General features: G+C 44.1%; 16 protein-coding genes. 10 read left to right on the forward strand and 6 right to left on the reverse strand.

The window, feature by feature from the left end; all coding sequences use genetic code 11:
* Positions 1-18: 18 nt before the first annotated feature.
* The 3 genes from JGK39_RS18965 to JGK39_RS18975 all read right to left on the reverse strand — a co-directional run bounded on the left by JGK39_RS18965 (position 19) and on the right by JGK39_RS18975 (position 4,521).
* Entirely contained in the window at positions 19-684 is a 666-nt protein-coding gene (locus tag JGK39_RS18965; RefSeq protein WP_293255277.1) for a hypothetical protein, read from the reverse strand.
* Positions 685-686: 2 nt separating this feature from the next.
* The gene (locus JGK39_RS18970; protein ID WP_293255280.1) at positions 687-1,679 is read right to left on the reverse strand and encodes an ImmA/IrrE family metallo-endopeptidase; all 993 of its coding nucleotides are present in this window, start codon (positions 1,677-1,679) and stop codon (positions 687-689) included.
* A 310-nt stretch (positions 1,680-1,989) separates the two neighbouring features.
* Positions 1,990-4,521 (reverse strand): VWA domain-containing protein, encoded by a 2,532-nt coding sequence (locus JGK39_RS18975; RefSeq protein WP_293255283.1) that lies wholly within the window; start codon positions 4,519-4,521, stop codon positions 1,990-1,992.
* 388 nt (positions 4,522-4,909) lie between these two features.
* Between JGK39_RS18975 and JGK39_RS18980 the strand changes: the two genes are divergently transcribed.
* Positions 4,910-5,893, forward strand: coding sequence for an AEC family transporter (locus tag JGK39_RS18980; protein WP_293255286.1), 984 nt, complete (start codon positions 4,910-4,912; stop codon positions 5,891-5,893).
* Between the two features lie 168 nt (positions 5,894-6,061).
* Positions 6,062-11,485: an ATP-binding sensor histidine kinase gene (locus tag JGK39_RS18985; protein WP_293255289.1), complete on the forward strand. Its 5,424-nt coding sequence runs from the start codon at positions 6,062-6,064 to the stop codon at positions 11,483-11,485.
* A 180-nt stretch (positions 11,486-11,665) separates the two neighbouring features.
* Here JGK39_RS18985 and JGK39_RS18990 read toward each other — a convergent pair whose 3' ends face one another.
* A complete protein-coding gene (locus JGK39_RS18990) occupies positions 11,666-11,884 on the reverse strand; it encodes a hypothetical protein (protein ID WP_293179744.1) in 219 nt (72 codons plus the stop codon).
* A 412-nt stretch (positions 11,885-12,296) separates the two neighbouring features.
* Here JGK39_RS18990 and JGK39_RS18995 point away from each other — a divergent pair, with 412 nt between their 5' ends.
* From JGK39_RS18995 to JGK39_RS19005, 3 genes are all read left to right on the forward strand, one after another.
* Positions 12,297-15,065: a hybrid sensor histidine kinase/response regulator gene (locus JGK39_RS18995; RefSeq protein ID WP_293255293.1), complete on the forward strand. Its 2,769-nt coding sequence runs from the start codon at positions 12,297-12,299 to the stop codon at positions 15,063-15,065.
* A gap of 3 nt (positions 15,066-15,068) precedes the next feature.
* Positions 15,069-16,427, forward strand: a complete 1,359-nt coding sequence (locus JGK39_RS19000) for a response regulator (RefSeq protein ID WP_293255296.1) — start codon at positions 15,069-15,071, stop codon at positions 16,425-16,427.
* A gap of 336 nt (positions 16,428-16,763) precedes the next feature.
* Positions 16,764-18,311 carry a calcium-binding protein gene (locus JGK39_RS19005; RefSeq protein ID WP_293322338.1) on the forward strand — a complete coding sequence of 516 codons (1,548 nt, stop codon included), beginning with the start codon at positions 16,764-16,766 and terminating at the stop codon, positions 18,309-18,311.
* Between the two features lie 51 nt (positions 18,312-18,362).
* On the opposite strand, the gene JGK39_RS19010 is transcribed toward JGK39_RS19005, so the two are convergent.
* Entirely contained in the window at positions 18,363-18,725 is a 363-nt protein-coding gene (locus JGK39_RS19010; RefSeq protein WP_293255301.1) for a hypothetical protein, read from the reverse strand.
* 399 nt (positions 18,726-19,124) lie between these two features.
* Here JGK39_RS19010 and JGK39_RS19015 point away from each other — a divergent pair, with 399 nt between their 5' ends.
* Both JGK39_RS19015 and JGK39_RS19020 read left to right on the forward strand, forming a co-directional pair.
* A complete protein-coding gene (locus tag JGK39_RS19015; protein WP_293255304.1) occupies positions 19,125-19,970 on the forward strand; it encodes a photosystem II manganese-stabilizing polypeptide in 846 nt (281 codons plus the stop codon).
* A gap of 576 nt (positions 19,971-20,546) precedes the next feature.
* Positions 20,547-21,320 (forward strand): RNA polymerase sigma factor SigF, encoded by a 774-nt coding sequence (locus JGK39_RS19020; RefSeq protein WP_293179764.1) that lies wholly within the window; start codon positions 20,547-20,549, stop codon positions 21,318-21,320.
* 483 nt (positions 21,321-21,803) lie between these two features.
* Here JGK39_RS19020 and JGK39_RS19025 read toward each other — a convergent pair whose 3' ends face one another.
* Positions 21,804-22,970, reverse strand: a complete 1,167-nt coding sequence (locus tag JGK39_RS19025) for a pyridoxal phosphate-dependent aminotransferase (RefSeq protein WP_293262392.1) — start codon at positions 22,968-22,970, stop codon at positions 21,804-21,806.
* Between the two features lie 196 nt (positions 22,971-23,166).
* Here JGK39_RS19025 and JGK39_RS19030 point away from each other — a divergent pair, with 196 nt between their 5' ends.
* The 3 genes from JGK39_RS19030 to JGK39_RS19040 all read left to right on the forward strand — a co-directional run bounded on the left by JGK39_RS19030 (position 23,167) and on the right by JGK39_RS19040 (position 25,698).
* A complete protein-coding gene (locus JGK39_RS19030; protein ID WP_293262389.1) occupies positions 23,167-23,679 on the forward strand; it encodes an adenine phosphoribosyltransferase in 513 nt (170 codons plus the stop codon).
* Between the two features lie 228 nt (positions 23,680-23,907).
* Positions 23,908-24,948: an ABC transporter permease gene (locus JGK39_RS19035; RefSeq protein WP_293262386.1), complete on the forward strand. Its 1,041-nt coding sequence runs from the start codon at positions 23,908-23,910 to the stop codon at positions 24,946-24,948.
* A 111-nt stretch (positions 24,949-25,059) separates the two neighbouring features.
* Positions 25,060-25,698, forward strand: coding sequence for a Uma2 family endonuclease (locus tag JGK39_RS19040; protein WP_293262383.1), 639 nt, complete (start codon positions 25,060-25,062; stop codon positions 25,696-25,698).
* Positions 25,699-25,785: the final 87 nt, after the last annotated feature.

Here is a 25,785-nt window from a genome sequence, read left to right on the forward strand (position 1 = left end):
GTACGTCCTATCTTACATCTAATTGTAAGTATTTAGTAGATTGCCTGCTTCCTCTCGAAGCTTCTGAATAGAATCTTTTAAAGTAGCTAGGGAGTTGTCACTTGCTGATTGTAACCCTGAACCAAAAACAGCTTTAATTTGTGTATCACATTCTCGAACTGGAACAATCAAATCTCGAATAGTCTCAAATCCGTAGGCTTGAATATTTTTGAGAACAAGCTGTTCTAAACACCATAATCGATTACTTAGAGATTGTTGAATGATAGGTAAGTTAACTTTTGCTAAGGCTTTGATGAATCTTTTATCTCCAGTAAAAATCTGAGTAGATTTATTTTTTTGGATAAGTTTGATAGCATGACTTGTGATAATTGCCTCACCTTGATCGATATTTTCAATACTGGATAATTGGATAAAAATTTCTTGGTCAATATCGGCTTCAGATATGTTTTCTAAAGTTCTAGTAAGGTAAAGAACTTGTTTATAATTAATAACACGATCTTCTGTTTTTTGACGTTTACCTGCTTCAAGATTTTTCCAATCCTTTTCAAATTTATATTTTGCCGTCTCTAGGATATTAACTTGCTCATAACTAGCATCAAATAATTTAAGAGTATTATCGAATAGCTGGAATGTAGCAAGCTTTTTGACAATGTCATTATCGATACAATAGATACAACTAGACAAAGCTATTCTCCTAAAATTTGGTCTAAGTAATCAGCATTATCGTCACCTAATTCATCCCAATTTAGATGCTGCCCTAAAAATTTGTTAATAGTTTTTTGTCCTTCTTTAGGAGCATTAATTAAATTTACACATTTCATAGATAATGCAAAATATTTTTTATTATACCAGCCATAATTTAAAGCTAATGCAGATGGATCGATGGTAGAGTCATTTTCAAGAAGTTGAAAAATTTTATTTTTTAGGTTTTGTGCATTGTTAAACTTTTTATTGCCGAGGGAGTTATCAAAACTGTTGACTAGCAGTTTAACTGCAAACTGATTGCTATCTATTTCTTCTCGATCGTCAGAGTCTTGCTTAATATCATCATCAATCAAAATACCTTCTTTAATATGACCAAGGGCGAGATGACCCATTTCATGGGCAAGATCGAATGCTAGACATACGGGCTGTGTCTTACCACTACTCAAGACAATCACGGGATAATCATATTGCCATTGGATCATGCCTGTAATTTTGCGGGTATTTTTAGGGTAATTCTTAAAATAGACAACAGCGATACCATGTTCCCAACAGTAATCGAGCAAGCTGTACAAAGTGACTTGAGGATGTTTGGCAACAATCTCTGATCGGACTTGATGAGGGTCAGATGGGATGGGTTTAAATTCGAGCTTTATAGTATCAGCGACTACTTCCGCAACCCGTGAGGCAAGTTGATGAGCAACCTCAGGTACGTCTGCTTTATCCTGTTGATGGTACTTGAACTTGGTATGGAGTAAGGGCTTAAACTGAGGGGCCTGATTCTCAGCTAAAAGACTTTTGAGGTCTAGGTGCAGACGTTGGGCAATATGACCAGCGCCCTCTAGGACGGCGACGGGTTTATTGTCTAATTCTTCATTCCACCAACTGGGCAAGCCTTTTTCTTGAACGAAACGTTTTGGGAAACCGATCGCCGAGAGTTTTTTATAGAGAACAGACATTGATAATGTTTGTGTCATTGGCTTGCCCTCCGTCTGAGAATTTGCTTAATATCATTCTAACCTAATTGCAAATAATTTAGCTACTATTTTTTGTGACAGAGCGTAGATCTTTATCATACCATAGGATAAATTTTGCAAAAGCAACACCAAAGGAAAGTTACGAGCCAGAAGAATTGCGCTCGTAGAAGATTTGCGATCGCTCCTTTCGTCTTGGCAACCTAACACTTGTCCCATCTACCTATTTCCTGGTCACCGCCGCTGCGCCTTTGCGGTTCATTTCAATCCGCCATATTTGAGCAAGGTGGGCAAATAATGCCCACCCTAATTCCTACTTCCCTACCGTGAAATACTCATTCTTAGCGTAGACGCTAATAATGCAGTCGCCGACTTCAAAAAACATCCCTTCTTGCTCATCTTTAGAGAATTGCAAGTTGCCGTATTTAGCATTAATTTCCTCAGCAGTCGCCGCCTTAGCTTCCATTTCATCGGGGATAAGTCCGGTGGAACCGATGTAGAAAACTAGGGGCGAAACTTTCTCGCTGTAGACTTTTTCGGCGTAGGTTTCCAGTTGCTCGTTTGCACTGGCTAAAGCAGCGACAAATTCGTCTCGCTTGACATCTTCTTCCTGCCATTTTGCTTGCAGAAGCCTCAGCAAACTGTCTGCACCAACTTTTGCTAAGGTAGCGCTAACAATTCCGTTATTTTCTAACCCTAAAAAGTCATCGAAAATCTGTTTCATTAAGTCGTCAACTTTGGTGATTTTGGTGCGGGATGAAACTGTTTTGTGTGCGAAGACGACAGGCTCATCTAAGGTGAGGTCAAATGTCGGTTTTGCTAGCTTTTCGCCCGTGTTTTTGTGGTAAACTTCGTAAAGGCGATCGAGAAATTTGTTGGCTGAGTGCAATTTGCCGAAGTTGAGGATGTTTTTGCTGCCGATGTCGATTTTGTAGCTGACTCGCGAATCTACTGTACCGTTGGCGATCGCACTTTTCAACTCTGTGTACTCCGTAGTCGTGGGAAAGTTGAGGTAAAGGCTTTTCGACAGATAGTGCTGTTTCAACTCTTCCAACTGTTGAGCCGTATAACTCTCGGATGCTTCCTTCAAATGAGCCGAGAGAATGCTGGAAAGAATTTTAATGTTTGCGAGTTCCTCAAACACTCCGTCAAGGCTGCCGTAACGCCCGTCAAACGGCACTAGCGGCAAACTGTCTAACTTAATATCGTACTCCGAATGGAAGTCAAAATCTCCCGCAGGCGAGCCGTCTTGTTCGAGGATACCGCATTTTTTGAGCAAATCAAACACTGCTTTGCTGCTGATTTTGAGGCGCAGCGACTTGATATTAACTTCGCCGTCGCTGACAATGGTATAGTTGTTGAAAGTATTCAGGTCTGTCACTAGAATTCCTGCAACTTCTGCGATCGCACTTCCATCCTCAACTTTTACCAGTTTAACTTTCCTGGTAATCAGCATATTGATGGTAGCGGTATTTTGATTGATCGCAAATGAACCCATGCGCGCGTATTCGCCGCCATCTAAGAATTCTGTTTTCAGCCAAGGCTTGACAAGGTTGCCGTTTTCGTCTCGCTTTCCTTCAACTCGCTTCAAACCTTTGCGCTGATAGTTTTCTTGCAAGTGTTTCAAGTTGATGATGATGCTGTTGCTGTTTTCCTCCAATATCTCGATCAACTCCAGCAGGGAAATTTTGTCGCTGACTTTTACCCGATCGCCAATTTGATGATTTTGCAACCCATCAGGCGCAAACACAGCCCGTTCCAAATCCTCCGTAAACTCGGCTATTTGAGCATTTGTCAAGGCTTTAGCGTGTTTTTCCGTCAAAGTAGCGTTGAAGGTGCTCGCCAGCGCGTACTTCGCCGTATTCAAATTGCCGTCAGCGAGGTTAGCTTTCGCAAAAGCAAACACCGACTCATCAGTTTGAGCAACCAGAACCTCTAATTTGTCATACTCATCTTTGGTGACTTGCTGATACTTGTAAAACAGTCCCGCATCGTCTGCTTTCAGCCCGCAGATTTTCAGCGTGCTCGATGAACCGCTGATTTTCTTGCCTGTTTTGGAAACAAAAACTTGATAATCGTATTCCTTAATTAACGGTTCTTCCAGCGCAGGCGCAACGGAATCACCTAACAGTTTTGTGCTGTCGTACAGAGCATCATAAACCATTTTGACTTCGCCAGCGCGGATGCAATTTCCCGATAAAGTGTTGGCGATTTTCGAGAGCAGTTTGAAGTCAGCAGAAGCATAGGATATCGTGTTTGCAAACACATCCATGTCCTTAAGTTCGTTGCAAATTTCCGCTAGTTTCGCCGCTTCGGCATTAGGACTCGGGTCATTTGCATAGCCGTCTGTGTGCAAGTTAATTGCTGTCACTTCTCCCGCTTTTACCAGAGATTTAGCAAGCTGCATCGACTGGGATATGCAGGTACAGCCAGCGGTTTGGATATTTTTAATTTGTTTGATGTATTGAGAGTCAATCTTCGTCACTTCTTGAATGGAAATTCGCTGAAAGTGACTAATTACGTCTCCGTGGTCAGCGTAGGAAATGAGGCTGACAATTAGTTGGTAATTGTTGTATTCGTCTAAGGTCAAAAGCTTGACTAGGGTTTCTTTCAGCGGTTTTAAGTCATAATACATTGAGCCGGAGCGATCGATAATGATGATGCTGTGGGCGACGGATTTTTCGGGGATATCGCCTGGTGTTCTTTCTAGATTTGTGCGATCGACTAAATAGAATGCCTTTTCATTTCCGGCAAAATTGTAGAGGGTAAATTTGGTGCGATTATTCGAGGCTGCTTGGCTGCTGGAACTTTTGACCTGAGATGATTGTTTTGCGTGCCGTGCCATAGTTTTCACCTATGTTGATTTATTCCTCAACACTATCTTTACACGCGCTTTTGTCCGTGTCAAGGCCTGTCGGGAAAATTCTCTGCTAGGCTAAATAAGCATTAATACTTAGTAACAGTAGGGAAAGTGCGATCGCTCTTGATCCCCCCTAGCCCCCCTTAAGAAGGGGGGAACCGGAAGCACTCAAAGTCCCCCTTCTTAAGGGGGATTTAGGGGGATCTAGACGCTTGCTATCCCCCTTAGCCCCCCTTAAGAAGGGGGGAACCGGAAGCACTCAAAGTCTCCCTTCTTAAGGGGGATTTAGGGGGATCTAGACGCTTGCTATAAGCGAGATTTATCAAGCGCGTCAAACCACTTTTTGCGCCAGTCCTAAAATATTGAATCAATAATGCTTAATTCAGCAAATCCGCTGCTCAAACTCTATTTAAATTTAATCGGATGGGTAGCGTTTGGATTCATTCTCGGCCGCCTGCTACCGAGAAGTTATTCTACATATTTAGCCAAGTCTCTGTTCTTTTTTGGCACACCGCTGAGCATTGTTGCTTTTATCCGCCGCGCCAATTTATCTGGCCCTATTTTGATTGCACCGCTGATAGCTTGGGCGGCAATTATAGCAGGTGGCGGAATTGCTTGGATTGCGATACATTTCGGCTTGGCCGAGGAACGTTTCAATACTCTTAATCCAGGCCAAAATACCTCGGAACTTAAAACCGCTTGGGGTTTGCCGGCTCAAGGCAGTTTCTTATTAGCGGCGATGTTTGGCAATACGGGTTTTTTAGGCATTCCCATCACCTTGTCTTTGTTGGGGCCCGAACACTTTGCTTGGGGGTTGTTTTACGACTTGCTGGGCACTGGTACGGCCATCAATTTACTCGGAATTGCGATCGCCTCTGGCTGCGGTAACAGCAATCTACACCAGCATTGGTTAAGTCCCCTGCGGGCAATTTTGCAGAATCCGGCACTGTGGGCTCTCGGTGCGGGATTTGTCTCGCGCAGTTGGCCGCTGCCGGCACCAATGGAAGGATTGTTAACAACTGGTGCTTGGGCTGTAATTAGTTTATCTTTAATTACGATCGGGATGCAGTTGAGCAAGTTGAATTCTTTGCACAATCTCAAACAAGTTTTGAGTTGTCTGGCAATTAAAATGCTGTTAGTTCCTTTGGTATTTGGCACGGGTTTAACGTTTGTTGGCATTACGGGTGCGCCGCGACTTGCGCTAGTGCTGCAAATGGCAATGCCTCCGGCTTTTGGTACTACTTTGCTGGCAGAAGTTTTTAATCTCGATCGCGAATTGACCGTAACTGCGATCGGCATCGGCTGCCTTAGTCTATTGTTCACTATTCCCCTATGGATGAGGCTATTTAGTTTTTAATTACAAGATAATTTGTTCAGTTTGAAAAATGCCTTGTTTGGGTGACATAAATCACAAGTATTGAGCGATCTATGTCATGTTATTTTTCTTAACAATCACTAGAGTTGGAAACTATATTCCCTTCTGTTAAGCTACAGATAGCCCACGGATGAGGCGAATAATAAAAATATGAAAACTCAAAATTTTACATTGACAGGTTATCAAACACTCGATCGCATTTACTTAGGCACTCGCACCCTAGTTTATCGCGCCCGCAGCCTCTCGGACAAACAGCCCGTCGCCATCAAAGTCTTGCGGAGCGAGTATCCCAGCTTCACTGAACTCGTGCAATTTCGCAATCAGTACACGATCGCCAAAAACCTCAATTTACCCGGAATTATCGAAACATACAGCTTAGAAACTTATCAAAACAGCTATGCGCTGGTAATGGAAGACTTCGGGGGAATCTCTCTGAAAGAGTGGACGCAACAAGGGGAAACTGCGCCGAATTTGAGTGAATTGTTGCAAATGGCGATCGACATCAGCAGTACATTAGATATACTCTGCCGCCACCGCATCATTCACAAAGACATTAAACCCGCCAATATTTTAATTAATCCCCAAACAAAACAAGTCAAACTAATTGACTTTAGCATCGCATCTTTGCTGCCGAGAGAAACTCAAATCCTGATGAATCCTAACGTGTTGGAAGGGACACTCGGCTATTTGTCACCCGAACAAACGGGAAGGATGAATCGCGGCATTGACTACCGCACAGACTTTTACTCGCTAGGCGTGACTTTTTACGAATTGCTAGCGGGAGAGTTGCCGTTTCAATCCAACGATGCGATGGAATTGGTACACTGTCATATTGCCAAGCAACCGCCATCGCTGCATGACATCAATCCGCAAATCCCGCAGGTACTTTCCGAGATTGTCAACAAATTGATGGCTAAAAATGCCGAAGATCGCTATCAGAGTGCTTTGGGGCTGAAATTTGATTTAGAATTTTGTTTGCGTCAATTACAAGAAAGTGGTACAATATATGATTTTGAAATAGCCCAGAGGGATTTGTGCGATCGCTTCATTATCCCAGAGAAGCTCTACGGGAGAGAAACCGAAGTAAAAACCCTACTCGAAGCCTTTGAGCGCGTTGCAAGCCCCCTTACCAAGGAGGAACACAGGGGGGTCGAAATGATGCTAGTAGCTGGTTTTTCAGGGATTGGGAAAACAGTTGTAGTTAACGAAGTCCACAAACCAATTGTGCGGCAGCGGGGTTATTTCATCAAAGGCAAATTCGACCAATTTAACCGCAATATTCCGTTTTCAGCATTTGTCCAAGCTTTTCGAGATTTAATGGGACAATTGCTCTCAGAATCAGATAGTCAATTAAACATCTGGAAGACCAAGATTCTGGAAGTAGTGGGCGACAATGGACAAGTTTTAGTGGATGTGATTCCTGAACTGGAACTGATTATTGGCAAGCAACCCCCAGCTACAGAACTATCAGGAACTTCTGCTCAAAATCGCTTCAATTTGTTGATCCAGAACTTTATTAAAGTATTTACTAGCCAAGAACATCCTTTGGTGATGTTTATTGATGATTTGCAGTGGTCTGATTCTGCCTCTCAGAACTTGCTAAAACTGTTGATGCAGGACACCAAATATTTATTGGTTTTGGGGGCTTATCGAGACAATGAAGTTTCCCCAGTCCACCCATTTATATTGACAGTAGATGAAATTATCAAAACTGGAGCAGTAGTGCAGACAATTACTCTGCAACCTTTGAGTCTGGAAGATACAAATCAATTGGTGGCTGATACCCTAAATTGTGAATTATCCCTAGCTCAACCATTGACAAAATTGGTGTACCAAAAAACCAAAGGAAATCCTTTTTTTGCTACCCAATTTTTGAAAGCCTTACACGATGATGAGTTAATTAGTTTTAATTGGGATATTCGACATTGGCAGTGTGATATTGCTAAGGTTAGAGCTTGGGCACTTACTGATGATGTAGTGGAGTTTATGGCGCTGCAATTACAGAAGTTGCCGACTGAGACTCAGGATATGCTCAAACTAGCAGCTTGTATTGGGGCGAAGTTTGATTTGCATACCTTGATGATTGTGAGTGAGAAATCAGCAGGAATGACAGCAACATATTTGTGGAAAGCATTGCAAGAAGAGTTAGTAATTCCTACTACCAAAATCTATAAATTCTTCACTCAAGCTGAGGGTGAAGCAGCTTTTGAAACAGCAGCCAATCCCACTTATTGCTTTTTGCACGATCGCGTCCAACAAGCTGCTTATTCTCTAATTCCCGAAGACCAACAACAGTCAACTCATTTAGCAATGGCTCGCTTGCTGCGGCAAAACACCCCAGATGCAGAACTAGAATCCAATATTTTTGAGATTGTCAACCACTGGAATCGCGCGATCGCCCTTCTAGTCGATCCACTGGAAAAAACCAATCTCGCCCAACTCAATTTAATGGCTGGAAACAGAGCCAAAGCGGCGAATGCCTATGAACCAGCACTGACTTATTGCAGTACAGGTTTAGCACTTCTAGACGATCTGGGCGGCTGGCAGAACCAAACTAGCCTGATGCTGGCATTGCATGAAGGTGCAGCAGCAGCGGCGTATCTCTTCGGTGATTTTGCTCAAATGGAGCAGTGGGTGAGCGCAATCTTAGCTCAAAAACTGGAGACACTCGACCTGGTTAAAACCTATGAAATCCAGATTCAAGCCCATAGCACTCAGAGTCAGTTTTTAGAGGCGATTGCGATCGCACAGAATGCCCTAGAGCAATTCAATATTCATCTACCCAAACAACCAGCACCCGCCGATATCGTCCCAGCGATGCAAGAAGTGGCTGAATTACTCAATGGCAGAACTGCCGATGATTTACTTGATTTGCCCGTAATGACAGACGCAGAAGCTTTGGCAAGTATGCAGTTACTATCGAGTATTATCGCAACGTCTTACGTTTCTGCCCCCTTGCTGTTTCCCTTTGTTGTTTTGGCTCAAGTCAAACTATCGATTCAACTAGGCAATACAGCCCTCTCTGCTTTCACTTACACTACTTATGCTGTTTTATTAAGCAGTATTTTAGAAGACTTAGACCCAGCCTATGAATTTGGACAACTAGGATTAAAACTGGCGGAAAAGTTTAAATTGCCACCTGTTCAGACAAAAGTGAATGTGATTGTCGGAGCTTTTACTATTCATTGTAAATCCCACCTCCAAAATAGTTTGCCTCTATTGACAGAAGCCTTCAAAATAGGACTAGAAGTGGGTGATTTTGAATATACGGGCTACGGTGCTGCCCATATTTGTCAATCTTCCTATGCGGTTGGCAAAGAATTAACGACGCTGTTGACAGAAATAGAAATTTATATCGCCACACTCTTGAAACTAAAAGTTATTGGAATCTCAAACTATAGTTTGGCTATTTTGCAAACTATCCAGCGATTACAAGCGACTCGGAATGAGGCTGCACTGACTGCTCAAAAGGAGTTGCATAATACCTTAACTGTTTCTAATGATTTAAGTGGGTTACATTTTTATTGGGTTTATCGGCTCACAGCTTCCTACTTACTCAATGAAATGGTTGAGGCAAAACAAGATGCGGCCCAAGCACGCCAAACCCTAGCAGCCGGGGCAGGTCTGATTGGCGTACCCATTTTTTACTTCTATGATTCTCTGACTGCATTGGCTGATTTTTTAGAGGTGACAGACAAAACGGCAGTCCTCGATCGCGTTGCTGAAAACCAGACTAAACTGCACCATCGCGCTTACCACGCACCAATGAACTTTCAACATAAATATGATTTGGTGGAGGCAGAAAGATCGCGCGTGTTGGGCAATAAGGTTGAGGCGATCGAATATTACGATCGGGCTATTTCTGGAGCTAAGGAAAATGGTTTTATCCAAGAAGAAGCTCTGGCTAATGAACTAGCTGCTAAATTCTTGCTTGCTTGGGGAAAAATAAAAATTGCTGCTGGCTATATGCAAGAAGCTTATTATTGCTATGCTCGCTGGGGTGCAAAAGCCAAAATTGATGACTTAGAAAAACGCTATCCCCAACTTCTTGCTCCCATATTGCAGGCAAAACAAAACCGTTCAGCCCTCAGCGAAACCAGCCGAAAAACCATCAATAAATCGTCTATTTTAGATCAAACCATCCAAACAACTCAATCTAGCAGCAGCAGTATTTCCGAAGCCCTCGATTTCGACACTATTTTCAAAGCCTCCCAAGCTGTATCGAGTGAAATAGAATTAGAAAAATTGCAGGCGGCATTGATGTCTGTGTTGCTCGAAAATGCCGGGGCCACAAAAGCTGTTCTGCTGTTGGTTAAGGATGGGAATCTCGCAGTCGAAGCTGTAGCATCTCTCAAGGAAAATGTCATCTCAATGTCTGTACCGCTTTCAGCCAGCGAAGAGGTTCCTGCTGCTGCGGTTAACTACGTCAAGCGCACTTTGACAACTGTGGTTTTGGATAATGCAGCAGCACAAAATGACTTTATGGCAGAGCCGTATTTGATGGAGCAAAAGCCCAAAAGTCTGCTGTGCGCGCCGATTTTGCATCAGGGTAAATTAATCGGGTTGCTGTATCTAGAAAATAATTTGACAATTGGTGCATTTACTGGCGATCGCACTCAAGTCATCCAATTGTTATGCGCCCAAGCCGCAATCTCCCTCGAAAATGCCCGCTTGTACCAACAATCTCAAGCTTACGCACGAGATTTAGAACGATCGCTCGTTGACTTGCAGCAAGCACAGTTACAGCTCGTACAGAGCGAAAAAATGTCCGCCTTGGGCAATCTCATCGCGGGTGTCGCCCACGAAATCAACAATCCCGTCGGCTTTATTAGCGGCAATATTGACGAAGCAACGAACACGATCGCAGATGTGATTAACCACTTGAAATTATATCAAGAAAAACTGCCAAATCCCGGCGAAGAAATCGAACAAGATGCTGAGGATATTGATTTGGAGTATGCCTTAGAAGATTTGCCCAAGATGCTGTCGTCGATGAAAGTGGGGTGCGATCGCATTCGCGGCATCAGCACCAGCCTCCGCATTTTCTCCAGAGCCGATAAAGATTACAAAGTTCCTTTTAATATCCATGAAGGGATTGACAGTACGATCTTAATTCTCAAACACCGGCTGAAAGCTAACGAACACCGTCCCGCGATCGAAGTCGTCACTGACTACGGCAATCTGCCTCAAATCGAATGTTTTCCCGGTCAACTCAATCAGGTATTTATGAATCTGCTCAGCAATGCGATCGATGCCTTAGATGAGTCAAGTCAAGGACGGAGTTTTGCCCAAATTGAAGCGAATCCTAACTGTATCGCGGTGCGGAGCGCTTTGGAGAGCGATCGGCACATCCTGATTGCGATCGCCGATAACGGTGCGGGGATGACGGAAACAGTAAAACAGCGGATTTTCGATCATTTATTTACCACAAAAGCTGTGGGGAAAGGTACCGGCTTGGGATTGGCGATCGCCCGTCAAATTATTGTCGAAAAACATGGCGGTAATATCACAGTTAATTCTACTCCAGGACAAAGTACAGAATTTATCATTACCCTTCCCATTTATGCGGGATAATATTTTTGACAAGTTGATGCCTAGAATGTTAAACATCAAGTAAATTACAGCATTTTTCAGGTATGTTCGGGACATACCAGAGGTAGGGACACGGCAATGCCGTGTCCCTACAGGCTATTGAATGTACTTCAGAAACCAGCAATCTACTGCAGATCGCGGATCGAAATGCGTCCTGAAATGTCAAGTCAAAAACCCAGTTTTCCATCGCGTCTGCGTAATTCCCGATCGTTTACAATACCAGCAACCGCAAGTTAAAATATCGATCGAGTTGGGATCTATATAAATTGTTCGGGCGAGGCGATCGAAGATATCGAAGTCGCCGGGGAACTTCAGGATGCAAATGCGACGGCTTTTAGCCGAGAAGTTATCCGCCTTGCTGAAGCTTGCGAACTCAAACAACTGCGGCTCTTCATTACTTGTTATGCTAAAAGTGTCCGTGAAGTTGGCTGAAACCCTTTCTGGTCAATAAGTCTATTCGTTATGGCTATCATTTGAGGTGCTGACTTTCGCGACCATCCACTAGAATCGTTGATTTTACAGGCAATTTATGATGTTTAATTAATAAATTAGCATAAAAGGTAATGAAGAGCCACAACTGCGAACATTTATCCAAAACTACCTCGCTTAATAGAAGCCGAAACCCATGCCATGCCAAACCCAACCGTTTATCTCGATCGTGGATGACAACGCTACTAACTTGTCTGTGTTTTCTGGTGCTTTGAAAACTGCTGGCTATCAAGAACGAAATACCAAATTTTAGAGTATCCTTGAAAAAAATCAAATTAGTAATCCTAGCAACTTGTAAGCGATCGTGACACTCAAAAAGTTAAATTACATTTTTTCTCAAACTTCCAGGCAAGTTTCCCTGCGAACAGTCTTAATTGTGCCTTTTGTACTGCAAATATTTGCTGCTGTAGGATTGGTTAGCTATCTGTCCTTGCGTAACGGGCAGAAAGCTGTTAATGATGTAGCGGCTCAACTGCGAAGCGAAGTTAGCGATCGAGTCAAAATGTATCTGGACAATTATCTAGAGAAACCTTTTCTGATTAACAGGCTGAATGCAGATGCGATTGCTCGCAGGGAATTGAGTTTCGATTTGAAGAAACAGAATCCAAAAGCCGATCGATTACTTTGGCAACAAATGCAGTTTTTTGATTATGTAAGCTGGATTTCTTTGTGTTCGGCGCAAGGAGATTTATTTGGAATTGAGCGGAGGGCTAAAGATAATTCACTGCAATTTTATATGAGTAACAGTAATACAGGCTTTTACCCTTATTTTTCCAAAATAGATGCTCGGGGAAATCGCACGGAAAATCTAGAAAAAAGTACCACAAAATTTAATCCTTATATCCGACCTTGGTTCATTAATGACGAACGGAAAAGAAAGCAGGCTTGGAGTGAAATTTATCCTGAATTTATTAGCCTCCAACCGCAGATAACTGCTATATCGCCTGTTTATAATGATAGCAGAAAAATTCAATATTTTATTGGTACTACTTTTTCGTTAAAAGCTATTAGTCAATTTCTAAATAATCTCAAAATCGGTCGGTCAGGGCAGGTTTTTATTATCGAAAAATCTGGATTTTTAGTAGCAAGTTCAACCAAACAGCAGCTATTTACATTAGAAAATCAAAAGGATGCAAAGCCCCAACGCCTTAAAGCATTAGACAGTAAGGATAAGTTAATTAGCGCAACTGCTCAAAGTTTAACCAAAAAATTTGACAATTTGAGTAATATAAAACAGGAACAACAACTAGAATTCACCATCTCTGGTCAGCTACAATTTATTCAAGTTATGCCCTTCCAAGATGATTTTGGACTTGATTGGTTAGTAATTGTAGTAGTTCCAGAAGCAGATTTCATGGAGCAAATTAACTCCAATACTCAGACAACTATACTGTTGTGCATGGCAGCATTAATAGTAGCAACTGGGGTCTGTTTTGTCACTGCTCGATGGGTGACACAACCAATTCGCCGCCTCAATCAAGCATCTAAAGCTATTGCCCGAGGAGATTTAAGTCAGGCTGTAGATTTAGATCGCGCTGATGAATTAGGAGAATTAGCTATCTCATTCAATCAGATGGCAGGACAACTCAAAACCTCTTTCAATGAACTCGAACACCGAGTAGAAGAAAGAACAGCAGAATTAGTAATAGCTAAAGAAAAAGCCGACGTAGCTAATCAGGCAAAAAGCACATTTATTGCCAACATGAGCCACGAATTGCGCTCTCCCCTCAACGCCATTCTAGGCTTTTCTCAAATCATGACTCGCTCTCAAACTCTGCCTCCCGAACATCAAGAAAGTGTCGGCATCATCTCTCGCAGTGGCGAACACCTGCTCACCCTAATTAACAACGTCCTCGATCTGTCTAAAATCGAAGCAGGCAAAACCACTCTCAACCAAAAAAACTTCGACTTGCATCGGCTACTTGAGGACATACACGATATGTTTGAAATGAAGGCAGAAGAGAAAGGTTTGCAGTTACTCATGGAATCAGCACCCCATCTACCTCGCTACGTCCGTACCGATGACGTGAAATTGCGTCAAGTGCTGATTAACATCATTAACAACGCCATCAAATTTACTCAAGAAGGAGGTATTTTCGTCAGAGTAACCGTTAAAGAAACTGCCGACAAAACCCACACCATACATTTTGAAATCGAAGATTCAGGAGCCGGGATTGGGCCTGAAGAAATTGGGAATTTGTTTGAAGCTTTCACGCAAACAGAAACCGGAAAACAAGCTCAAGAAGGTACGGGTTTGGGCTTGCCTATCAGCAGCCAATTCGTGCGTCTCATGGGGGGAGATATTACAGTAAAAAGTGTAGTAGAACAAGGCACGAATTTCCTGTTTGATATTCAACTTACTGAGGTAGAAGCCAGCGATATTGTCGCCCAGCAACCGACTCGGCGCATCATAGCTCTAGAGCCAAATCAACCGCGATATCGGATTCTGATTGTGGACGACAAACCGACAAACCGTCAGTTATTAATTAAACTGCTATCTCCCTTGGGATTTGAACTTCAGGAAGCCTGTAACGGACAAGAAGCAGTGGCTATTTGGCAGGAGTGGGAGCCACATTTAATTTGGATGGATATGCGGATGCCTGTGATCGATGGTTACACGGCGACTAAAACAATTAAATCTTACACTAAAGGTCAAGCAACGGCAATTATTGCTTTAACTGCTAGCGTATTAGAAGAAGAGAGAGCCGTGGTACTAGCGGCGGGTTGCGATGATTTCTTGAGAAAACCGTTTCGAGAGCAAGAAATATTTATTGCCATGAATAAGCAGATAGGAGTGAAATATGTTTATGAAGATTTAAGTCATGAAAATGAGAAAATAAAAACTCCCAAAGTAATTTTAAATGTAGAGACGCTGGCAGAAATTCCCAGGGATATATTAGCTCAACTACAAGAGGCAGTGATGTTTTCAGATGAGGAGTTGATGGCTGAGTTGGTGCAACAAATAGCTAATCGCGATCGGTTTTTAGCTGAGGAACTCGGGAAGAGTTTGCATAACTTTGAATATGAGAAGATTTTGAACTTAATTGCGGCTGCTATATCCGAACAGGAGTAAAATATGAACGAGAGTCAAGGTCAAATTTTTATTATTGATGATACACCCGCCAATTTACATCTGCTTGTCAATCTTCTCAAGGAAAAGGGCTACCTGACGCGAGCATTTCCCAGCGGCAAGTTAGCTTTAGCAGTTATTGAAAAGTCATCTCCTAGTTTGATTTTGTTAGATATTCAAATGCCCCAAATGAATGGCTATGAAGTTTGTCAACATCTCAAAGCTAACGAATCAACTGCCGATATTCCGGTGATTTTCATCAGTGCTTTGGATGAAATGATGGATAAGGTGAAAGCTTTTAGTGTAGGTGGAGTGGACTACATCACGAAACCATTTCAAGCAGAGGAAGTTTTAGCTCGGATTTCTACTCATTTAGAACTCAGTCGCTTACAAAAACTATTGAAACAGGAAAATTCTCTACAAGCTCAACAACTAGCGGAACAGAATCGCCAACTCCAGTCGATGAATCAGGCATTAGAGCAAGCTAATCAAGAATTGAAACAACAATACGATCGACTTCACTCTGCTCAATTACAATTGGTACAAAGCGAAAAAATGTCAGCTTTGGGTAACTTGGTGGCTGGGGTTGCCCACGAAATTAACAATCCGGTTGGCTTTATTAGCGGCAACATTCAACACGCTTTAGACTACATCAAAGATTTGTTTGGCTTGCTCGATTTAGTCAAGCAAGAATCTGGTAGTTTCAGCGAGGCAATTCAAGAAGAAATAGCAGCGATCGATCTTGAATACATCCGCGAAGATTTACCGAAGTTAATTGATTCAATGCGAGAAGGAGCGCACCGGATTAAAGACATTAGCACGAGCTTGCGGACATTTTCTCGTGCCGATAGCGAGCTCCCCATTCCTTTCAACCTTCCTGAAGGTATTGATAGCACTATTTTAATTTTAAAACATCGCCTCAAAGCGTCGGAAAATCGCCCGGAAATAGCAGTTGTTAAAAAATACGGTAAAATTCCTATGGTAGAATGCTATGCCGGACAGTTAAACCAGGTATTTATGAATATTTTGGCAAATGCGATCGAGGCTCTGGATGAATCAAATTTCGGACGCAGTTATGCCGATATTCAACTGGCTCCCAATCGAATTGTCATTACTACCTCTTTAGAAGATAAGAGCGTCAAAATTACGATCGCCGATAACGGCAAGGGAATGTCGTCCGAGGTAAAAAATCGCATCTTCGACCACCTGTTTACCACTAAGGGAGTGGGTAAAGGGACGGGGTTGGGATTGGCGATCGCCCGTCAAATAGTTGTAGAAAAACACGGCGGTACAATTGAGGTGAATTCTACTCTAGGAGTTGGGACTGAATTTGCGATCGTGCTGCCGATTAGCGAACAAAAGTAAAAAGCATCCGTCATTCGTTATTTGTAATATCCCGTCAATTACCTGTAATAAAAATAGGTTCGTAGTGAGGACTTTAGTCCGCATCCATAGAAGGACTAAAGTCCTCACTACGAACCTGTAGTGAGGACTTTAGTCCGCATCCATCAAAGGACTAAAGTCCTCACTACAAACGTATTTGCCGATCGCCACTCCAGACACTGGCAAAATTTCCCGCGCCCCTTCAGCAAATTGACAAAATCTCAACTATGCTAACGTAGGCAAGCAGCAATCCCTTGTCACGCAGGCGATTGACATACTTTAAAACAATTTATTTTATTGAGGAGCGGTGTATTCCCTATGGCAAACCTGATCGGCATGGACAGCAACGACTTTATTCTAGGTACTCCGCAGAGCGATCGAATTCGCGGCTTAGATGGCGATGACACACTGCTGGGTGCGAATGGAGATGACACCGTAGAAGGCGACGCAGGCAACGATCAGCTTCTCGGAGGCGACGGAGGAGATTCGCTGCTTGGGGGTGAAGGAAATGACGAACTCATTGGCAACCAAGGCCGAGATTTTCTTTCCGGTGGCAATGGGGACGACTCGATTCGCGGCGGTTTGGGCAACGATACCCTTGACGGCAACGATGGGTTAGACAGCTTGTTGGGAGATGCAGGGGACGACTTGCTTCGCGGCAACGGAGGCAATGATGTGATTGCCGGCGGTACTGGCAACGACACCCTCAGAGGGAGTGACGGCGACGATTCGGTGTTCGGAAATAGTGATGACGACTATCTCTACGGGGATTTTGGGAACGATTCTCTCAACGGCGGTAGCGGGCGAGATCAACTGTTTGGCCTTGATGGCAACGACTATTTGGCCGGCAGTGACGGTGACGATACTTTGTATGGCAATGCTGGCAGAGATTCGCTCTTGGGAGAATCCGGCAACGACCAACTATTCGGCGGCAAGGCTGACGATACACTTTCTGGTGGCAGCGGTTTGGATACCATTCGCGGCGATCAAGGTGACGACTGCCTCATGGGAGATGAAGGTAATGATTTCCTATTTGGTGGCAAAGGTAATGATGTTCTCGACGGCGGTTTTGGCGATGATTCTTTGGCCGGAGGTTTGGGCGACGATACAATTTTGGGTAGTTTCGGTAATGACAATTTATTTGGGGCTGAGGGTAATGATTCTCTGGTTGGAGGTGAAGGTTCCGATACTCTAACTGGCGGTAGCGGCAGTGATATTTTTGGATTGGGAGCTGGCCCGGGAAGTTTGGTTTTAATTACTGATTACAATGAGGCTGAGGATTTCTTTGGACTGCCAAGCAGTTTATCTTTCAGTCAATTGCAAGTTCGCCAAGGTAATGGCGCCAATCTCAGAGATACGGTAATTACGATCGACGGCAAGCTGTTAGCAATTTTGGTCAACACTCCGTCGGCGCTGATCGATGCCACTGATTTTATCAGTGTGACTGGGACGTTTTCCCCCAGACCTACGACGACTACGACGACTACGACGACTACGACTACTACGACTACTACGGGAACGGAAACGACTCCAACTCCGACGACTACGACTCCAACTCCGACGACTACGACTCCAACTCCGACGACTACGACTCCAACTCCGACGACTACGACTCCAACTCCGCGACGACTACGACTCCAACTCCGACGACTACGACTCCAACTCCGACGGTTTCGAGGATTCCGACTGCGCCGACTGTTACGGTACCTGATTCAATGGTATCAATTAGTTCGATCGCCCCGACGCCTAGTTCGGGACTTTTGCCAATGCCCGGTCCGACGCCGGTATTTCCTGGGATGCTGCCGAGTCCGATACCCGTACCTCCTACACCTTTCGGGTTCTAGGTGCAACAGCGTCCTTCTGTGATGAGTTTTGAGTTAATGTCAACCTCACCAACTTAAAACTCATCACTCATCACTATTTAAGGTCTTGCTCAGTTCCGGCCGAGTCTGAGAACGACTCGGCCGGATCGTCTTCTAGGGGAGATAATTGTTGGGCGTACCCCAAGAGCGATCGAAGTTTCATACGCTGGATGTAAGGCCAGCCGCCATTGGCTTCAATATTCCTGAGAAGTTTGTAAACTGCTTGGCGGTTGTCGGGAAAAGATGCTTGGAACAAACCGTCCCGAATTTCCTGGTGCGAAGCTTCCAGGGCCCGCAGCAGGGTCAAAAGCAGCACGCTGTCTCCCTGACAACTTTCGGCTAAAGTCCGAATCGCCTCTGTCAGCGATTGCAGTTGAGACTGCAACTTTTCTGACTCTAAATTTTTGCCGTTGTCCATACTGCTGCTTCCTTTGAAATCTACAAGGCGTTTGTCTCCAGCCTTTTGGTGAGCCGACTAATCGAGCTAGTGGCGATCGCCATTCGGGGCCAATAAGCAACGTAACTTAAGTGGGTTGACGATCGCAAGATTTATTTGCAGTCCAAGTCAGGAAAAGAGCACAACCCGTCGTACCATGTGTATTGGGCTGCGATCCGAACATGATTGAGAAATCATCAGTTCTTGCTTATTTTCACTGCACTAGCTCGATTTTTTGAGGAAAAGCCAGTGTGGGTGAAGCGAGCGATCGGGATCTAAATGCTGCTATGGCGCTGGCCTAGCCTGCCGGCGGGCAATTATATTTTGCTCGAACTAGGGCTTTTTCTTAATATAATCCGATGTTGGATATTGAGGTTGGGAATGAAATATCGTGCTTTAATTGTTGCACTTTTAGCATTTTGCATGAGTGCGCTGGTTGCTTGTTCTTCTGCTCCTACTGATACGACGGCGGCGACTACCGAGTTGCTCACCTACGACGAGATTAGAGGTACAGGATTGGCCAATAACTGCCCTAGCTTGGCAGAAACTTCTCGGGGATCGATCCCCATTGAAGCGGGTGGCACCTATAAACTGGCTGGTATGTGTTTGCAGCCCACAACTTACTTTGTGAAGGAAGAAGCAGCAAACAAACGCCAAGAGGCAGAATTTGTTCCTGGTAAATTGTTGACGCGGTTCACGTCGAGCATTGACCAAGTTCAAGGTACGCTCAAGGTTGGTAATGACGGCACTCTGACTTTTACAGAAGAGGATGGCTTGGACTTTCAAGCAATTACAGTGCAGTTACCGGGTGGAGAGCAAGTACCCTTCTTGTTCACCATTAAAGAGTTGGTGGCTACTTCCGATCCGGGAGTCGTTGCTATCAATACTTCTACCGATTTCCAAGGGATTTTCAACGTTCCTTCTTACCGCAGCGCAGGCTTTTTAGACCCTAAAGGTCGCGGTGTATCGACGGGCTACGACAATGCTGTCGCCTTGCCGGCTACTGACAATTCCAAGCTGAATCGATCTAATGTTAAGCTGGCTGACACCCGCACCAAGGCGGGCAAAATTTCTCTCCAAATTGCTAAAGTCAACAGCGCCACTGGCGAAATTGGCGGGATTTTTGAGAGCACGCAGCCTTCTGATACTGATTTGGGAGCTAGACCTGCTCTCGACGTGAAAATTCGCGGTTTGTTTTACGCTCGGATTGAGCCTTCAGTTTCGTAAAATTGTCTTTCTGGATCGATCCTCTGCGAGGGCTTCGCCAACGAACTTGAGCAGTTTTTTGTCCTAAAGCTACTGCTCGCCTTTCATTAGTCAACAGTCTTTAGAAAGATAACTGAAGACTGTTGACTAATGACTAAATCTATGCTTAAAGTGTTATTGAGTTGCCAGTTATTAAATTAGGATTTTTGATTAATTGAAGTATTGCCTTTAAACAAATTTCCGACTACAATATGGTGTGAAAAATAAACATCAGTAAAAATACGGATTTTGCTGAACACTTCTGGGATGACCCCGACCAAAAACGGAAGCCCTGACGATCGCTTAGGGTCGATCGCCAAATTTTAGACCCAAATAGAAGCTCCTAAATTAATCGGTGGAGTAAATTTAAAATCTAAAATTTAAAATTGACTAATTCCCTCAAATCCATGCACAGTCCCAAATTTTGACTGGTGTGTCTGCTGTCACAGATATATAAGTGCTAGGATTACACCACAGCAAGATTAATTTTTTTAGACTAGATTAAAAACTAGGTCTAAAGCAACATCAGTCCCCTGCTCTACCAACCTTTATGCAACCATGTCTACCACAATCCCCAACGAGCTAAAAAGCGAAAATTTGCAATTGTTGCGCGAGTACCAACATTCTGGCTCGAATGAAGTCCGCAATCAGTTAGTTCAACTGAATATTGGACTGGTGCGAAAAGAAGTTTACCACTGGATCAATCAGTGCGGTGAAAGCTACGATGATTTGCAGCAAGTTGGGTGTATTGGGTTGATTAGGGCGATCGAGCGATTTGATATCTCGAAGGGACACGCTTTTAGTTCCTTTGCAATTCCCTACATTCGCGGCGAAATTCAGCACTACTTGCGGGACAAAAGCCCTTCTGTGCGAGTTCCGCGCCACTGGCTGGCCCTGGAACGCAAATCAGTCGCAGCGATCAAGGATTTGCAGGTACAGTTCAACCGCAAACCTACGGATGCTGAAGTAGCAGCAGTGCTTGAGGTTTCTGTGGCAGAATGGCAAGAAATTAAGTTAGCCCATCTCAACCGATCGCCTTTAAGTTTAGATGCGCCGGTGCAGGATGAAGATGAGGGGGCGACTTGTCTGGGAGAATTGGTGCCCGATAGCAAGTATCGGAGTTTTCAGTTGGCCCAAGAAGATCAAATTCGCGTACAGCAAGCTTTGGCGATGTTGGAACAACGGACTCGGGAGATATTGGAGTTTGTTTTTCTGTACGATTTGACGCAGAAGGAAACGGCCGAACGCTTGGGTATCAGCGCGGTGACGGTTTCTCGGCGAGTGAAGAAGGGACTGGATTTGCTGAAGGAAATTATGACGAAACAGCTTTAGTCCGTTGACAGTTGGCTGTTGGCTGTTGACAGTAGTCAGTTACTATCAATGACCAATGACCCATGATATCATGTCCGATCGATTACCATAACAAAAGCGGTTCGTAGTGCGGACTTCAGTCCGCTCTTAGACTGCGAACTGAAGCGGTTCGTAGTGCGGACTTCAGTCCGCTCTTAGACTGCGGACTGAAGCGGTTCGTAGTGCGGACTTCAGTCCGCTCCTAGACTGCGAACTGAAGCGGTTCGTAGTGCGGACTTCAGTCCGCTCTTAGACTGCGGACTGAAGTCCGCACTACAAACTAATATTATTGACTTCAGTCCGCTCTTAGACTGCGGACTGAAGTCCGCACTATAGACTGCGGACTGAAGTCCGCACTACAAACTAATATTATTGACTTCAGTCCGCTCTTAGACTGCGGACTGAAGTCCGCACTACAAACTAATATTATTGTTGTTAATCGATCGGACAGGATATGACTAATTTTTAGATGCTGCGAACAAATTTATCGAGCCTTTCTGCTGCTTTTTTAATTGTGCCTAAATCGGTGGCGTAAGACAAGCGAATGTGGTCGTCTGCACCAAACGCAATCCCTGGAATAACTGCTACTTGATGCTGTTCTAAGAAAGCATCGCAAAATTGCAGAGAAGTCATTCCTGTCTTGCTGATATTGACAAACATATAGAAAGCGCCGTCTGGTTTGATGCAGCTAATTCCGGGGATAGCATCGAGCAATTCAAATATTACCTCACGCCGATCGGCAAAAGCTAAGCGCATTTTTTCCACAGACTCTTGGCTGCTTTCCAAAGCTGCGATCGCGCCGTACTGTGCAAAAGTACACACGTTTGAGGTACTGTGACCTTGAACGGTGCTGGTGGCTTTGATTAATTCGATCTGCCCTGCTAAATAGCCAATCCGCCAGCCTGTCATCGAGTAACCTTTGGCAAAACCGCTGCTAACGATCGTGCGATCGAATATTTCTTGGCCCAGGGAACCGATGCTGACGTGTTGGGCGCCGTCATATATAATTTTTTCGTAAATCTCGTCAGAAACGACTAAAATATCTCGATCGACTATCACCTCGGCCAGCGCTTTAATTTCCGCTGGAGTGTACACCATTCCCGTCGGGTTAGAAGGCGAATTCAGCACAAATAACTTGGTTTTGGGAGTAATCGCCCCACTCAGTTGTTCCGGTGTAATTTTATATCCTGTAGAAGCATCTGTCCGTACAATTACGGGCTTGCCACTGGCGAGTTTGACCATTTCTGGATAGCTCAGCCAGTAGGGAGCCGGAATAATTACTTCATCTCCAGGCTCGATCAGAGCCATCATCAGATTGTAGAGCGAATGCTTGCCGCCGTTGGTGACAAGAATATTTTCCGGTTGATAGTTGAGATTGTTGTCGTCGCGTAGTTTGCGGGCGATCGCAGCTTTTAACTGCGCTTCCCCAGCCACCGGGCCGTACTTAGTCTTCCCCGCGTCTAAAGCTTGCTTTGCCGCTGCTTTAATGTGTTCGGGAGTATCAAAGTCTGGTTCTCCCGTACTCAAACTACAGACATCAATCCCTTCTGCCCTCATGGCTTTAGCCTTAGCTGCGATCGCCAAGGTTATAGAAGGAGGAACCTCACCCACTCGTGCTGCCAACTTGATCATTGGATTTTAGATATTATATTTTTGACTTTAGATCATAGGTTGACAAATCTTGATATTCAACCCTCTCGTTAGGAAATTATGACATTTGTTTACATATAGTGAATCTAAAATCTAAAATTTAAAATCTCAAATCGATTGAGGTTATGATTGTAGCATTTTTGATGACTCGTTACCTTCAACCCCGACCTGCAAGCTTATGGATCTCAAATCTCTGATTCGCGACATTCCTGACTTTCCCAAGCCGGGAATTATGTTTCGAGACATTACAACTTTGCTCTGCAACCCCCAAGGACTGAATTACACTATTGACAGTTTAGCCGAAAAATGCTCTGGAATGTCTGCTGACTATGTGGTGGGCATGGAATCGCGGGGCTTTATCTTTGGCACGCCTTTGGCTTATAAAATGGGAGTGGGCTTTGTTCCTGTCCGAAAACCGGGAAAACTGCCTGGAGAAGTTCTTTTTGCTGAGTACGAGTTGGAGTACGGTGTCGATCGACTGGAGATGCACCGAGATGCCATGAAACCCGGCAGCCGGGTGCTGGTGGTGGACGATTTAATCGCCACTGGCGGAACAGCGGCCGCGACGGCTAATTTGTTGCAGCAAGCGGGCTGCGAGCTTGTCGGTTTTGCTTTTGTCATCGAGTTGCAGGCTTTGGGCGGCAGGCAGAAATTGCCCGATGTGCCGATCGTCACGCTAGTTGAGTATTAGTTCGTTAACTGTTAATTACTTGTTGTGGTAAGGTGCGCAGTGCGCACCCTACAGATTACTCGTTGTGGTAAGGTGCGCAGTGCGCACCCTACAGATAATAGAGGTTATTCTTAAGTCTTGTTAGATTACTCGTTGTGGTAAGGTGCGCAGTGCGCACCCTACAGATAATAGAGGTTATTCTTAAGTCTTGTTCATAACCAATAACTAATAACTAATAACTCATAACTAATGACTTCTATTAAGTCTAATCGAAATTTACGAATGTTCAATTCTCTGTTTGGCAACGAGACATTTAGCTATGTTGTCAAGCGACTGTTGCAGGCCCTGTTAACCCTATTTTTAGCATCGGCTCTTTGTTTTGCAATTATTGAACTCGCACCGGGAAATTACTTGGATACTTTGAGTCAAAATCCGAAGATTTCGCCGGAGACACTCAAGCAACTCGAACAGCAATTCGGCTTGGATAAACCAGCGATTGTGCAATATGGGCTGTGGCTGAAACAAATTCTGACACAGGGAAATTTTGGCACCAGTTTTGTGTATCAGCGATCCGTAGCGTCGCTGCTGTGGGAAAGAGTACCGGCGACGTTGTTGATGGCGATCGCATCTTTGATTGTAACTTGGGCGATCGCGCTTCCTTTGGGAATAGTCGCCGCCGTCAATCAAAATAAAACTGTCGATCGCATTTTGCAAGTAGTCAGCTACACCGGACAAGGATTTCCCAGCTTTATCACAGCCTTGCTGCTGCTATTTTTCGCTCAAAATACTTCGCCTCTTTTCCCAGTCGGAGGAATGACGAGCATCGATCATGCAGACTTACCTTGGTGGGGACAAATCCTCGATTATTGCTGGCACTTAATTTTGCCAACAGTCGCCCTCAGTGTCACGGGTTTTGCTGGTTTGCAAAGATTGATGCGGGGACAATTGTTAGACGTGCTGCGTCAAGATTATATCCGCACAGCACGGGCTAAAGGTTTGCCGGACGATCGAGTAATTTACATTCACGCTCTGCGGAATGCGATTAATCCGTTGGTGACGTTATTGGGTTTTGAGTTTGCTAGTTTGTTGAGCGGTGCGTTTATTGCGGAATTTTTCTTTAATTGGCCTGGTTTGGGTAAGCTGACTTTGGAGGCGGTGAACAATCAAGATTTGTACTTAGTAATGGCGAGTTTGATGATGGGCGCTACGATGTTGATTGTTGGTAATTTGTTTGCGGATTTGTTACTAAAGGCGATCGATCCTCGGATTAAGTTGGAAGATTTGAAATGATCAACTACATTCAGCCTTTTACTGGCGATGAAGATTCACACTTCATTGGGAACCTATTTCAGAAATACCCCAGCCACTTTGAAAGATGCGCCAAACTAGGGACTAACAATTATGCTATTGGAGTTAAGACAATTAAGGATTCAACCAGGTCAGCAATTACTCCTTGAGGAAGTTAGTTGGCAGCAATTGGAAAATATCTTAACCGAATTGGGAGAGCGTCGCAATTCCAGACTTTCCTACAGTAACGGACGGTTAGAAATTATGGTTCCCCTGCCCGAACATGAAAAAGCCAAAGAAATTATTGGCGATATGGTAAAAATTTTATTGAGCGAACGAGGCATTAATTATGAGTCCTTGGGTTCGACAACTTTGAAAAATCAACGCATGACTCAAGCCGTTGAACCCGATACCTGTTTTTACATTCAAAATCAAGCGGCGATTATCGGTAAAAATCGCCTGGATATGAGTGTCGATCCGCCGCCGGATTTAGCCATAGAAATTGACCTCACCTCTCGCACTCAATTGGATAATTATCAAATTCTAGGAGTGCCAGAACTTTGGCGCTACGCACGGCGAGGGCTACAAATTAATGTCTTGCAAGGCGGACAATATGTAGAGTCCGATTCTAGTCCCACTTTTCCAGATATCCCCATTATAGAGTTAGTGAATCGTTACGCTCAGCAAAGTCAAGTTTCCGGTAGCAGCCAAACTATCCAAGCTTTTAGACAGTGGGTACGGGAAAATCTCTAGTTTGAGAAGATATACCCTTTATCAGGTAGATTTAGTCATTCGTCATCACTCTTTATGAATACTTTTTTGCATCGATTAAAGCCCGAT

The sequence above is a fragment of the Microcoleus sp. PH2017_12_PCY_D_A genome (assembly GCF_020738565.1).
Lineage (GTDB): Bacteria > Cyanobacteriota > Cyanobacteriia > Cyanobacteriales > Microcoleaceae > Microcoleus.

Excerpts from the sequence above, each read along its gene's own strand:
- JGK39_RS18985 (WP_293255289.1), top strand. The coding sequence starts at position 6,062 with ATGAAAACTCAAAATTTTACATTGACAGGTTATCAAACACTCGATCGC.
- JGK39_RS18970 (WP_293255280.1), bottom strand. The coding sequence starts at position 1,679 with ATGACACAAACATTATCAATGTCTGTTCTCTATAAAAAACTCTCGGCG.
- JGK39_RS19035 (WP_293262386.1), top strand. The coding sequence starts at position 23,908 with ATGACTTCTATTAAGTCTAATCGAAATTTACGAATGTTCAATTCTCTG.
- JGK39_RS18975 (WP_293255283.1), bottom strand. The coding sequence starts at position 4,521 with ATGGCACGGCACGCAAAACAATCATCTCAGGTCAAAAGTTCCAGCAGC.
- JGK39_RS19030 (WP_293262389.1), top strand. The coding sequence starts at position 23,167 with ATGGATCTCAAATCTCTGATTCGCGACATTCCTGACTTTCCCAAGCCG.
- JGK39_RS19000 (WP_293255296.1), top strand. The coding sequence starts at position 15,069 with ATGAACGAGAGTCAAGGTCAAATTTTTATTATTGATGATACACCCGCC.
- JGK39_RS19040 (WP_293262383.1), top strand. The coding sequence starts at position 25,060 with ATGCTATTGGAGTTAAGACAATTAAGGATTCAACCAGGTCAGCAATTA.
- JGK39_RS19010 (WP_293255301.1), bottom strand. The coding sequence starts at position 18,725 with ATGGACAACGGCAAAAATTTAGAGTCAGAAAAGTTGCAGTCTCAACTG.
- JGK39_RS19005 (WP_293322338.1), top strand. The coding sequence starts at position 16,764 with ATGGCAAACCTGATCGGCATGGACAGCAACGACTTTATTCTAGGTACT.
- JGK39_RS18980 (WP_293255286.1), top strand. The coding sequence starts at position 4,910 with ATGCTTAATTCAGCAAATCCGCTGCTCAAACTCTATTTAAATTTAATC.
- JGK39_RS19015 (WP_293255304.1), top strand. The coding sequence starts at position 19,125 with ATGAAATATCGTGCTTTAATTGTTGCACTTTTAGCATTTTGCATGAGT.
- JGK39_RS19020 (WP_293179764.1), top strand. The coding sequence starts at position 20,547 with ATGTCTACCACAATCCCCAACGAGCTAAAAAGCGAAAATTTGCAATTG.
- JGK39_RS19025 (WP_293262392.1), bottom strand. The coding sequence starts at position 22,970 with ATGATCAAGTTGGCAGCACGAGTGGGTGAGGTTCCTCCTTCTATAACC.